Source organism: Clostridioides sp. ES-S-0108-01, from assembly GCF_020662285.1.
Classification (GTDB): Bacteria; Bacillota; Clostridia; order Peptostreptococcales; family Peptostreptococcaceae; genus Clostridioides.
In genome coordinates this window covers 61,609-74,803 of sequence record NZ_JADGMN010000001.1, presented here as the reverse complement: position 1 = coordinate 74,803, position 13,195 = coordinate 61,609, and the positions used below count along the sequence as shown (strand labels likewise).

Here is a 13,195-nt window from a genome sequence, read left to right as displayed (position 1 = left end):
GTGTGTAATATATAATAGGAGGAAATATGAAAAGATATTTAATAGTTTTCTTAATGTGTAGTTCACTGTTTTTAGTTGGATGTGGAAAAACAGAAGAATCTGAACCTGAGAAACCAATAGCAGTCTCTGTTCAAAAAGCAGTAGGTGGAGAAATTGAAAACACAAATTCTTTCTCAGGAACTACAAAGGTTAAAGATGAAACAGCTGTTACTGCACAGACTGTTGGCACAGTTCAAGAAGTTTATGTAAAACTTGGGCAAAATGTAAGAAAAGGAGATGAATTATTGAGCATAAGCAGTCCAGAGCTAGAAAATAGTGTAAAACAGAGTAAGGCAGCACTAGATTTAGCAAAAGCAAGTTATTCAAGTGCCACTGGTGGCTCATTAGAAGCTCAGGTAAATCAAGCAAAAACAGCTCTTGATAATGCAAAGATTCAATATGACGAATCTCGAAGAAATTATGACAATAATAAGGTTCTTTATGATCAGGAAGTAATTAGTTTAGACCAATTAAAAAAAATAGTGTTTGCTTTGAAACAATCAAGGCAACAACTAGATTCTGCTCAAAGAGCATATGATACAGTAATTTCAAAAAGTATACCTCAATCTAAATCACTTGCTAAAAAACAACTTGATCAGGCTCAAGTATCATATAATTTAGCAATGAGTAACTTAGATAAATTAACATTAACATCTCCAGTAGATGGTACAATAACGGCTAAAAACTTTGATTCAAAAGAAATGATAACACAATCACAGCCAGCTTTTATTATTTCTAATCCTAATATATTAGAAGTTGATTTAAATGTGGCAGAATCAGATATAGGCAAATTTAAGAAGGATGGAAATGTAGATGTTATGATTGAGGGCCAAAGAGTTCTAGGAAAAATAGATTATGTACCCTCAGTAGTTGACCCTCAGACGTCTTTATATCCTGTTAAAGTACTTGTTACTAATACAAACAACAAGTTTAAAGCAGGAATGTCTGCTCAAGTAAACTTAATTGTCGAAAAAGAAAATGGTGCTGTTACAGTGCCTAAAAAGGCTATATTTGAAGAAAATGGAAAGAAATATGTATACATAACAAACAAAGATAATATAGCAAAGAAAAAATTAGTTCAAACTGGAATTGTAACAGAGGATAAAATAGAAATTAAAAGTGGTGTGAGTGATAAAGATACAGTGATTATTGGAGGGATAAGTCTTATTTCTGATGGAACTAAGATATTTCCTGTAGAAAAGGAGAATTAGACTATGAATTTAACACATACTTCCGTTAAACGTCCTCTCACAATCATAATGGTCTTTTTAGTATTAATAGTTTTTGGTGGTATTGGATATAAGAAAATGTCAATAAACCTAATGCCTGATATAGAAATACCGGTTGTAATGGTTATGACTACTTGGACAGGTGCTGGTCCTCAAGACGTCGATGAACAAATTAGTCAAAAAGTTGACGAAAGTTTATCAGCTGTTTCAAATGTAAAATCTACTATATCAAGTTCACAAGAAAGTGTTTCTATGGTAGTGGCTCAATTTGAATTTGGAACTAATTTAGATGAGATAATGAATGATGTTAGGTCTAAAGTTGATGCATTGCAGACTAGCCTTCCAGATGATGCAGCTAAACCAACAGTTCTAAAATTAGATATGAATGCACAAGCTATAGGTCAGCTTGTTATATCTGGAGGAAATGAAAATAGTTCACAGGCATTAAGAAAATATGCTGAGGATGTAATTCAGCCTAAAATAGAATCTATAGATGGTGTTACATCAGCAGACCTTAAAGGTGGAGAAAAAGCACAAATTAATGTAATAGCTGACCCAGCGGTTCTTTCAAATTATGGAGTCAGTTTATCAACTATAAAGGGCATTTTATCATCTAGTAATAAAACATTCCCTTATGGCTCAATTACTCAAGGTGAGGATAAAATAGTTCTAAGAGCAATTGATAAACTAGAATCTTTAGATGACATAAAACAGATTCAAATTCCTGTAAAGGGAGGAAATACAGTTAGATTAGATAATCTTTGTAGTGTAGATTATGGATACGCAGACAAAGACAGTATTTATAGATACAATGGAAAAGACAGTTTAGTAATTGATATTTCTAAACAACAAGATGCCAATACTGTAAAAGTTATGCAAAGTGCATATAAATATGTGGATGAATTGAATAAAGAAAATCCTCAATTTAAAATTAAAATTGCTAACGATACAAGTTCATACATAAGCGAATCAATAAACAGTGTAATGAGCAACTTACTTATAAGTGCTGTTATTGCATTTATTGTAATATTTGCTTTCCTAAAAAGTGTAAGAGCTTCACTAGTTGTTGCAGTTGCAATACCAATTTCTATAATAGGTGCTATAGCAATTCTCTACTTTACTGGTGAAAGTTTAAACCTTATTACTGCAAGTTCATTGGTAATTTCAGTTGGTATGGTTGTTGATAATGCTACAGTTGTAATTGAAAATATATTTAAATATAGGAAAAGTGGTAGGTTAAGTCTTGACGATTGTGCTATTGAGGGAACAAGAACTGTAACCAATGCAATACTTGCATCGACATTGACTACTATAGCAATATTCTTGCCTATTATGTTTACAGAAGGTATAGCCAAAATAACCTTTGGAGCATTGGGTAAAACACTAATAGCTTCCCTAGCCTTCTCTTTTATAGGTGCAATTACACTTGTTCCTAGTGTATTTGCAAAATTAAGTAGAGGAAAAAATAGCCAAAAGATGCAAGAAAAAGATAGCCCTATATTTGATAAGGTAAGTGAAGCATATAAAAAATTATTAAGTGTATGTTTGAGACATCAACGTTTAGTTGTAATATCAAGTTTACTTATTTTTGTAGCTTCCCTATTTGGAATGGGATTCATAGGTATGGACTTTATGCCTGCTGCAGACAAGGGAGAATTATCTATTTCTATAGAACTTCCAAAAGGTCTTAACCTAGAATCCAATGATTACTATGTATCTATGACCGAGAAAAAAGTTTCAGATATTCCAGAAGTTAAAACTTTAATAACAACTTTAACATCAGATTCAAACAATAATATAGCAAATATAGCAATTGAATTAGAATCTCAAAAAAATAGAAAAAGGACTACTGATGAAATAGAAAAAGAGATAATTGATAGAGTTGCTACTGTGCCAGATTGTAAAATAAACGTAAGTCAAAACAGTAGTGTTATGGGTGGAGCTGGAGGAGCAGACTTCACATTAGAAATGAAAGGTCCTGATTTAGATGTATTGAAGATATTAGGAAAAGAAGCTGAAAAAGAATTTAGTTCTATAAAAGGATTTAGAAACGTTGAAACGTCTCTTGCAGATACAACACAAGAGGCTCAATTTACAATAGACAAACACAAAGCTCAAGAATATGGTGTAAATACTGCTGAAATTGCAGGATTATTACGTACAGCAATAAATGGTGATTCAGTTACTACTGCCACAATTGATGATTACAAGGTCGATGTAAATCTAAAATTTAAAGCAGATAGTATTGATAATCTAGAAGATATTAAGCAATTAAAAGTAAATTCGGCAACTGGAAAAGAAGTTCCTCTTGGGGCTTTTTCAGACATAAAAATGGCAGATGGTTTACAATCTATATCTAGAACTGATGGAGACTTTTCTGTAAATATAACTGCTACACTTGACAATTTAGATGCTGGTACTGCTACAAAACTAGCATTAGAGAAAACGAACAAAATGGTAATTCCTAAAGATTACTCTATAGGTGTTGGTGGTGAAACAGAGATGATGAATGAATCTATGGCGAGTCTTGGATTTTCAATGGTCATAGCTATAGCATTAGTTTATATGGTAATGGTAGCTCAGTTTGAATCATTTAGTAAACCATTTATAATTATGTTCTGTGTTCCATTTGCATTTGTTGGAGTTGTACTTTCTCTTCTAGTTAGTGGTCAAAGTTTAAGTACTGTCGGTATGCTAGGTATAATCTTACTTATAGGTATCGTTGTTAATAATGGTATAGTTCTTATTGACTACATAGAGCAACTTAGAAAAGCAAATCGTAATAATGATTTAATTGGTTTGGTTTCAATTGGTTGTGCAGCAAGATTAAGACCAGTCCTAATGACTACAGCAACAACAATTTTAGGTATGTTACCAACAGCACTATCTCTTGGTGAAGGTGGGGAGACAATGCAACCACTAGCTATAGTTATAATGGGTGGTCTAACTGTATCTACACTTATAACTTTGGTACTTATACCTACTATATACTTAATATTTGATAAATGGGAAAATAAGTTTTCAGACAAAATGCCTAAAATATTTGGTAAGATAACAGATAAAATAGGAAGTATAAAGCGCAAGATAATAAAGAAACCAAAATTGAAAGCTAAAGTTTAAATAGAATGGAGGGTGATTGTATTGAATAAAAGAGTTAGCAAAATGGTTGCAATTGGCTGTGGTGTTGGTATAATAACAGCCAATCTAATACCAATTTATGCAGATGATAATACTTCTTCTATAAATAAAGTTGATAATTCCATTGTAAGTGAATCAAATAAAAGAACATCTGAAAAGGAAATTTTGACTGCTAGAGAAACTGTAAGTGCTGCACTTAAAAATAGTGAAAAATTAAAAATGAAATCAGAAGAAATAAAAATGTTAAAAGAAAAGTTAAAAGTACAAGATGAAATTGATAGGTATGATGAAGGTAACAACTCATTTCCATATGACCAAATGGGACTTCTTAAAAATCAAAGTGAGCAAGCTAAAGAATTTATGGAAGACCAAATAGCCAACGACATTACTAATAAATTTAATGATTTAGTCTCAAGAGAAAATGAACTAGATAAGATAAAAAACAATATTGAGATAAAAACTAAAGAAATTAAAGATATGAAATTAAAAAAGGATTTAGGGTTAGTAACCTCTTTAGAAACTGAGTCAGCTGAACTTGAACTTCAGACCTTACAAAATACTCAAAAAGCCAAACTTCAAGAACTAAAAAATAATCAAGACTATTTTAAATTGTTAACTAATATAGATTTAAACAATTATCAATTAGATAAAGAATATAGATTTGAATCTTTTAGAGTAGGTGGCTCAGTTGATTCATATATGGAAGGTAAGGTTAATAAATATTTAAAATATGACCAATTGATTTTAGAACGTACAGAAGAAAGTTTTTATGATGATGATGAGAATAAAGTAGATTTACCAGATAGACCTACAAGACCAGTTGCTCCTAAAAAACCAGAACAAGGTAGTCTAACTGATGATGAATATAATGTTCTTATGGATAAGTATAAAAAAGATTATGAGCAATATGAAAAAGAAGTTGATGCATACAGAAAGAGTTATGTTGTTGAGCTTACTACATATGCAAATTATCTTCAACGTAAATATGAGACTGAAAATGGTTTAGTAACATTAGAAGACAGTAAAAAGGCTCTTAAAAAAGGATTAATTGATAGCTATGCTCAATTACTTGCTTTAGAAGATACAATTCAGACTACTAAAAAGCAACTTGAACTATCAGAAAAACAATTAAAAAATACTAAATTAAGATATGATTTAGGATTAATTACTCTAACTGATTATAAAAAACAAGTGGTAAGTAATGATGATGCTAAAAATAGCTATGACACACTTATTGTGAATTATAACTCATTAAAAAATGGTATAGAGAAGCCTTGGATACTTAATACTGGAAACAATTCTAGTAAATAGAAAGATTACTTTAACATACATTTGATTAAAAAATAGCTATGCACACTCGTAACTTTAATCATGGAAGATTCAGAAGGCAAATAATAGAAATAGATTAGCAAAGATATATTTACTTATAAAACCGTATACTTTGATAGAGGCTATCTCAAAATAGAGATAAGCCTCTTTTTCATTATTTAAATAATAAAAATATATTTGATTTCACACAAAAAAGAGTGCCTCATGAACTAAAAAGTTCATTTTGAGACACCCTCAAAAGCTTAACTCTAAATTTAATTATCTTTTATCAAATGTCTCATCTATTTTGCATCTCACCATATTAACAAATTCAGAAATATTATATCCTCTAAGTTTGCATCCACATTTAGGACAATAGTCCAATTTCCTAGATACCAAAGCCCTACAGCTAGGTTCTGGACATCTTATTTTTAGACTTTCATCTGCTACTTTAAATCCACATCGTGGGCATACACTACCTGGACGTGATGATACTTCCTTTCCACATTTAGGACACTTTGTCAACTTTATCCCCTCCAGTAAACTCAATTTAATTATAGTTAAAATTTCTCTCTACAATAATATATGCAATATAATTAAATACGTTTCACTTACAACTATATAAGTTAAATTTTTATAATAAATATCCCCTATATTCAACTTACAAATACTTAATTTGATACATTGAACAATAGGGGATATTATTTTAATTTGGATTATATATTTTACAATCTATTATTGTCTAGGATTTTTTATAGATGCTTGAGCTGCTGCAAGTCTAGCAATTGGCACCCTAAATGGTGAACAAGATACATAGTTAAGCCCCACACTATAACAGAACTCTACTGAAGATGGTTCTCCACCATGCTCTCCACATATTCCTAGTTTTAATTCTGGTTTAACTTCTCTACCTAATTTAGCTCCCATCTTAACCAATTTACCAACACCATTTTGGTCTAGTACTTGGAATGGGTCTTTTTCTAGTATTTCTTCATCTACATATTGACTTAAGAATTTACCAGCATCATCTCTTGAATATCCAAATGCCATTTGAGTTAAGTCATTAGTACCAAAACTGAAGAAGTCCGCTTCTTGTGCTATTTCATCAGCAGTTAAACAAGCTCTAGGTATTTCTATCATAGTACCTACAGTATAAGGAACTTCTACGCCTTCCTCTTTTATTATGGCATCAACAGTTTCTACTATCATTTTTCTTATTATCTTTAACTCATTTACTTCTCCAACTAATGGAACCATTATCTCTGGAGAAACTTTAACACCTGCTTTAATTGCTTCTATAGCACCTTGTATTATGGCTTTAGATTGCATTACACATATTTCAGGATAAGTTATTGCAAGTCTACAACCTCTGTGTCCAAGCATTGGATTAAATTCGTCTAAGTCAACTATTCTCTTCTTAATATCACTTACTTTTATTCCCATAGATTCTGCAAGTTCTTCTATAGTCTCATCATCATGAGGTAAGAATTCATGTAGTGGTGGGTCTAGTAATCTTATATTAACTGGTTTCCCATCCATAACTTTGAATAACTCTACAAAATCTTCTCTTTGCATTGGTAATATTTTTTCAAGTGCTTTTTCTCTTTGCTCTACTGTATTAGATAATATCATTTCTCTAACTGCTGGCAATCTAGCTTCATCAAAGAACATATGCTCAGTTCTACATAAACCTATACCTTCAGCACCAAACTCTATAGCTGCACGAGCATCTCTAGGATTATCTGCATTAGTTCTAACCATCATACATTTGTGCTTATCTACCCAGTTCATCAATTTTTCAAAGTTTCCAGTTAAAGATACTTCTGTTTTCTTAACATCTCCTAGGTACACATTTCCTGTAGAACCATCTATAGAAATGTATTCTCCTTCTTTTATAACTACATCATCAAGTGCTCTTATTTCTTTATTAAACTCATCAACTTTTATCTCTCCACATCCAGCAACACAACATTTGCCCATACCTCTAGCAACAACTGCTGCATGTGATGTCATTCCACCTCTAGCTGTAAGAATTCCTTCAGCTTTAATCATACCTTCTATATCTTCTGGAGATGTCTCTAGTCTAACTAAAACTACTTTTTCTCCTTTTTCATTTGCTTTTACTACATCATCAGCATTGAAATAAACTTTACCACTTGCCGCACCTGGTGATGCTGGTAAACCTTTTGCTATAACCTTAGCTTCTTTTAATGCGTTATCTTCAAATTTTGGATGTAATAATTGGTCTAATTGATTAGGCTCAATTCTCATTATAGCTTCTTTTTCATCAATTATTCCAGCTTCAACTAAATCAACTGCTACATTTATTGCTGCTTTTGCTGTTCTCTTACCATTTCTAGTTTGTAGTATATATAATCTTTCATTTTCTATAGTAAACTCTATATCTTGCATATCTTTATAGTGACCTTCAAGTATATGAGTAATTTTTACGAATTCATCAAATACAGTTGGCATTACATCAGCAAGAGTTGATATATTTTGAGGAGTTCTTATACCTGCAACAACGTCTTCGCCTTGTGCATTCATTAAGAATTCACCAAATAATTTATTTTCTCCTGTGGCTGGATTTCTAGTAAATGCAACACCTGTACCACTAGTTTCTCCCATATTACCAAATACCATTGATTGAATATTTACTGCTGTTCCTAAGTTATGAGCTATATCATTCAACTTGCGGTATACGATTGCACGAGGATTATTCCATGATTTAAATACAGCCTCTATTGCAAGCATTAATTGCTCTTTTGGGTCTTGTGGGAAATCATTTTTTATTTCTTTTTTGTAAATTGCTTTAAATTCTTTTACTATTTCTTTTAAATCATCAGTTGTAAGTTCTGTATCAACTGTGTATCCTTTTTCTTCTTTTACTCTGTCTAATACATTTTCAAATTTATATTTTGGAACTTCCATAGCAACATCAGAAAACATTTGTATGAATCTTCTGTAACTATCATATGCAAATCTTTCATTTTGTGTAGCCTCTGCTAGACCAACAACACTATTATCATTAAGACCTAGATTAAGAATTGTATCCATCATTCCTGGCATAGAGAATACTGCACCAGAACGAACTGATACTAATAATGGATTCTTATTGCATCCTAATGTTTTATCTAATTCTTTTTCTAAAGTGGCTAAATGCTCTTCTATTTCTTTTATTATATCTTCTCTTATACTTTCATTGTTAACATAATAATCATTACATGCTTCTGTTGTTATAGTGAATCCAGGAGGAACAGGTAAACCTATCTTAGTCATTTCTGCTAAATTGGCACCTTTACCTCCTAGTAAAGATTTCATGTCTTTGCTTCCTTCACTAAAACTATAAACATACTTAGTTTCCATTGTTAAATCCCCCATTAATCTTTTTATTTTAATTTATATCATTTTTATTAATAGACATTATTAAATTTCTATTTCTTTGTATATCTTTAGGCCATTTTCTTTCATTATGTCTAAAATTATACCTGCTGTTTCCTCTATTGCCTTATTTGAAACATTTATTACTGGGCATCCAATTCTTTTCATTATCTCTTCTGAATAATCTAACTCCTGAAGTATTCTTTCTAAATTGGCATAGTTTGCCTTACTGGATAGACCTAAGGCTTTTAACCTTTGAGTTCTTATCTCATTTAGCTTTTCAGGTGAATTAGTAAGACCTATTATCTTTTTAGTATCTATCTCAAATACTTCTTTAGGAATTGGTATTTCTGGAACTAATGGAACATTAGCTACTTTTATATTTTTATTAGCTAAATACATGCTCAAAGGAGTTTTAGATGTTCTTGAGATTCCCACTAAAATTATGTCTGCTTGAAGAACACCTCTAGGGTCTTTCCCATCATCATATTTTACTGCAAACTCTATAGCTTCAACTCTCTTAAAGTAAGATTCATCTAATTTTCTAATTATACCAGCTTCTCTTTTAGGTTTTCTTCCTGTTCTCTTGCTTATTTCTCTTAGTATATCTGTCATAAGGTCTATACAACTAAGACCTTCTCTTTCACAATACCTTTCAACAATACTACATAATTCTTCATCAACTAATGTATATACAATCAAAGCGTTTTCAGCTTTTGCATTCTCCAAAGTTTCAAGTAGTACTCCTTTGTTAATCATGTATGGAAATCTTTTTATTTCATAAGTTTCATTTACATAAAATTGAGACATACATGCTTTTGCAACTTGTTGCGCAGTCTCCCCTACTGAATCTGATACTGCATATATAATTAGGTTTTTCACCAGCATACCTCCTTAATTGTCAACTATTTCCAAAAATAGCCTAGTTATGTTGGTCTTTGATATTCTCCCAACAACTCTCATATGATTTTTGTCTTCTCCCTTATATTCAACAATTGGAATCGAATCTACTTCATGTTCTATTATTTTTCTTGAAGCTAATAACACACTTGCTCCTTTAGTCAAAGTGACTACATTTGGAGTTCTTGTCATTATCATACCTATTGGCATCTTATTTATATCAGAACCTCCTATAGTTGCTTTTAACAAGTCTTTTCTGGAAACAACTCCACATAACTCTTCATTCTCATCTATAATAACTATACTCCCTACATCAGATAAAAACATAGTGACTATTACATCATATATACTTTCGTCCTTCTTAGCTAGTACAGGCATGCTCATTATATCTTCTACTGTTTTTTCTTTTATACTTTTACCAATTAAGTTAATTTCACTAACTCCTGAATAAAAATATCCAACTTTTGGTCTTGCGTCTAATATTCCTGTCATTGTCAATATAGCTAAATCAGATCTAAGTGTAGCACGAGTCACATTCAAGCTGGAGGCAATACTTTCACTCGTTATTGGTTCATTTTCCTTAACTATATCTATAATTTTCAGTTGTCTTTCATTAAGCTGAATAATAATCACCTTCTTTCATTGTGCTATACTTTTTATCTTTTCGCATCTTATATAGTATATTATATAACTATATATACCATTCTGTAAACAGATTTTTTATTGAATACGATATATTTTTTACTAAGTTCTCTCGCTTAAAGATATTTATTATATATTAATGGGGGATATTTCTTTAATTAATAGAACTATATTAGTATTACAGTTAATATTATAATACATAATTGGTCATTTTAATTCATTTTATATTAAAATTTTTAATAATATTATTTTAATATGAATACAAAATTGCATAACCAATTTAAATTAATTTTTATAACTACAAATAACCTATAATATACTTCTAGAGAAAATATCCTAACAAGAACATATAAAAATTTAAAAGGGCTGATTTAGAAACAACCATCAACCCTTTTAACTAATATCTATTTTATATTACTATTGAATCTTACCCAAATATTTTTTCTTGTAATTGTCTTAAATGATATAAAGTAGTATCTTTTTCTATCTCTACCATGTCATAAGTTATAACTTCACCTTTTTTAATATCTTTGACAACTTTAGTATTTTTGCTTATCAAGCCAATAGGTACAGCGTTCATAGCTTTTGCTACATCGTATTTTTCTATAGTACCATAGCATGTATATGCTCCATACCCATCCATATATTCACCTTTTTTCAAATCTTTCTTAGCTATAGTCATAACTTCTGCAACTAACCCAGCTTTAGGCACTATTGTAGCCTTATTTTCTAAAACTGCCATAGCTGCTGATAAAGGAGTCTCTAAACTACATAAATGATATGGTCTATATAATATGTAATTAGGTCCATCACCCATACTTAAATATTTTAGTTCATCATTAACTGCTTTTAATTTATGAGCAACTACTACGAAAACTCCAGGTGCTATACCATTTACAAAATCAACTACACCATAATTATCTAATACTCCACCTTCGCTTTTTAATGCATATTTCTTAGGTACTTCATCGACTGTAGCCTCAATACCATGACCACCTCTTACATCAGGTACAAATCCAGTTGCATTACACATTAAAGCCATTTCTACCATTGTTTTAGTCCCTTCTTTAAAAGAAGCTATCATATGAGGTGAAGCTCCTTTTCTTTCTGCTTCTTCCCTAACTGTATCAGGATTACAATCTAAATCTAATTTATTATTTTTGCCTTTACCTATTACTCTAACTTCAAACCCCATTGCATCTGCAAAATCAAATAATTCCATTACTGCACCTGGCTCATCTCCTGCAGAACCTGTAAATATTACTCCAGCATCATCTGCTAATTTTTTAAGTATTGGTCCAACAACACAATCAGTTTCAGCGTTTAACATAACTATATGTTTTTTATTTAAAATAGAATTTAATGCTATCTCTGCACCAATTGCAATACCACCAGTTGCATCTATAACCACATCTATTGACTTAGTTTTACAAGCCACAAGAAAATCATTACATGTCAGTACTTTTCCTTCTTGTAATTTCATTTCTGCGTCATTTTCATTTGTTACATTATCTATAATTTCTTCATCTATTCCTGCATCAGTAAATGCTTTATGAGCTAACTCTAAATTTATATCTACAACAATAGAAGCCTCGATACCTTTCATATTTGCCATTTGACTTACCATTCCATTTCCCATATGCCCAGCTCCGATAAGAGCTACTTTTATTTTTTTACCTTCTTCCTCCAATTTTGCAAGTTTTCTGTTTAAATCTAACATACTAATTCCTCCTGTTATAATAATTTTATTTTCAAATTAAGAAATAGTTATTAAATCTCCAATAGTTATGTTTGGATTTCCTATTTCCACATGTATTTCTCCTGGTAAGTTTACTTCACATTTTCCATCAAATTTGATTGTACAGTGCCCAATTTCTCTAAGGGTCTTCTGAGCAATATCACCAACTGAAACTATACAATAATCTCTATTTCCTATAGTAAGTGTATCCCCTATTTCAACATCACTTTTTAATTTCGATACTGAATGAATTACAGATATATCCTTTAAGTCTTCATCGTTAATTGTTTCGTCATATATAATAAGACAATTACTTTCATCTATTAACTCTTTAACTAAACTACCTATTCCACTTATCTTAACTTCATATTTCATGACATTCCTCCTGATAATTTATATTTATATTAAGTTAATTAAAAGAAACATTTATTTTTTCTTTTATAAATTCTATAGCTTGTACAATACTCTCTTCATCTTTAAATTTTTGCTCTGCACTATATATATCTAATCCTTCTATTTCTTCAATTTTTTTAAACTTAGCCATTACTGTACGCCCCTTTAAAATTTCTCCAAACTTTATAAATCCATCTAAATCTGAAGATATAATAGCTATACTTCCCTTAGAAAAATATCTTTTCTTTTTACCTGTAGAGACTATGTCACCCTTTTTTTTAGCTCTATTTAAGGTTTTAAAATACAATTTATTCTGCTTCATTATAAATATAGTATTTAGAATATAAGCAACAAATAAAATCAAAAGTAGTTTCATATTTATACACCTTCCACAAATCATATTATTTTTTAATTTTGCACAATAACT

General features: G+C 30.7%; 10 protein-coding genes. 3 read left to right on the top strand and 7 right to left on the bottom strand.

Going from position 1 to position 13,195, the window contains the following annotated elements:
* Window positions 1-26 precede the first annotated feature (26 nt).
* Genes IR152_RS00350 through IR152_RS00340 form a run of 3 tightly spaced genes read left to right on the top strand, consistent with a single transcriptional unit; the run spans window position 27 to window position 5,717 of the window.
* The gene (locus tag IR152_RS00350) at window positions 27-1,250 is read left to right on the top strand and encodes an efflux RND transporter periplasmic adaptor subunit (RefSeq protein ID WP_227449863.1); all 1,224 of its coding nucleotides are present in this window, start codon (window positions 27-29) and stop codon (window positions 1,248-1,250) included.
* A 3-nt stretch (window positions 1,251-1,253) separates the two neighbouring features.
* Window positions 1,254-4,388: an efflux RND transporter permease subunit gene (locus IR152_RS00345; RefSeq protein ID WP_227449862.1), complete on the top strand. Its 3,135-nt coding sequence runs from the start codon at window positions 1,254-1,256 to the stop codon at window positions 4,386-4,388.
* A gap of 21 nt (window positions 4,389-4,409) precedes the next feature.
* Complete coding sequence (locus tag IR152_RS00340) at window positions 4,410-5,717, top strand: TolC family protein (RefSeq protein ID WP_255624268.1); 1,308 nt, start codon at window positions 4,410-4,412, stop codon at window positions 5,715-5,717.
* 276 nt (window positions 5,718-5,993) lie between these two features.
* Here the strand turns inward: IR152_RS00340 and IR152_RS00335 are convergent, their stop codons facing one another.
* From IR152_RS00335 to IR152_RS00305, 7 genes are all read right to left on the bottom strand, one after another.
* The gene (locus tag IR152_RS00335) at window positions 5,994-6,239 is read right to left on the bottom strand and encodes a zinc ribbon domain-containing protein (protein ID WP_227449860.1); all 246 of its coding nucleotides are present in this window, start codon (window positions 6,237-6,239) and stop codon (window positions 5,994-5,996) included.
* Between the two features lie 210 nt (window positions 6,240-6,449).
* Window positions 6,450-9,080 (bottom strand): pyruvate, phosphate dikinase, encoded by a 2,631-nt coding sequence (gene ppdK / locus IR152_RS00330; RefSeq protein WP_227449859.1) that lies wholly within the window; start codon window positions 9,078-9,080, stop codon window positions 6,450-6,452.
* 60 nt (window positions 9,081-9,140) lie between these two features.
* Window positions 9,141-9,983: a pyruvate, water dikinase regulatory protein gene (locus IR152_RS00325; protein ID WP_004454708.1), complete on the bottom strand. Its 843-nt coding sequence runs from the start codon at window positions 9,981-9,983 to the stop codon at window positions 9,141-9,143.
* A gap of 6 nt (window positions 9,984-9,989) precedes the next feature.
* Entirely contained in the window at window positions 9,990-10,628 is a 639-nt protein-coding gene (locus IR152_RS00320; protein WP_227449858.1) for a helix-turn-helix transcriptional regulator, read from the bottom strand.
* A 436-nt stretch (window positions 10,629-11,064) separates the two neighbouring features.
* Entirely contained in the window at window positions 11,065-12,357 is a 1,293-nt protein-coding gene (locus tag IR152_RS00315) for an NAD(P)H-dependent oxidoreductase (RefSeq protein ID WP_227449857.1), read from the bottom strand.
* Between the two features lie 36 nt (window positions 12,358-12,393).
* Entirely contained in the window at window positions 12,394-12,750 is a 357-nt protein-coding gene (locus IR152_RS00310) for a PTS glucitol/sorbitol transporter subunit IIA (protein ID WP_227449856.1), read from the bottom strand.
* A gap of 34 nt (window positions 12,751-12,784) precedes the next feature.
* Window positions 12,785-13,144, bottom strand: a complete 360-nt coding sequence (locus IR152_RS00305; protein WP_227449855.1) for a transcriptional regulator GutM — start codon at window positions 13,142-13,144, stop codon at window positions 12,785-12,787.
* Between the last annotated feature and the right edge of the window lie 51 nt (window positions 13,145-13,195).

What these genes read in the sequence shown, in the direction of transcription:
- IR152_RS00350 (WP_227449863.1), top strand. Translation starts at nt 27, where the DNA reads ATGAAAAGATATTTAATAGTTTTCTTAATGTGTAGTTCACTGTTTTTA.
- IR152_RS00345 (WP_227449862.1), top strand. Translation starts at nt 1,254, where the DNA reads ATGAATTTAACACATACTTCCGTTAAACGTCCTCTCACAATCATAATG.
- ppdK (WP_227449859.1), bottom strand. Translation starts at nt 9,080, where the DNA reads ATGGAAACTAAGTATGTTTATAGTTTTAGTGAAGGAAGCAAAGACATG.
- IR152_RS00325 (WP_004454708.1), bottom strand. Translation starts at nt 9,983, where the DNA reads ATGCTGGTGAAAAACCTAATTATATATGCAGTATCAGATTCAGTAGGG.
- IR152_RS00315 (WP_227449857.1), bottom strand. Translation starts at nt 12,357, where the DNA reads ATGTTAGATTTAAACAGAAAACTTGCAAAATTGGAGGAAGAAGGTAAA.
- IR152_RS00310 (WP_227449856.1), bottom strand. Translation starts at nt 12,750, where the DNA reads ATGAAATATGAAGTTAAGATAAGTGGAATAGGTAGTTTAGTTAAAGAG.
- IR152_RS00305 (WP_227449855.1), bottom strand. Translation starts at nt 13,144, where the DNA reads ATGAAACTACTTTTGATTTTATTTGTTGCTTATATTCTAAATACTATA.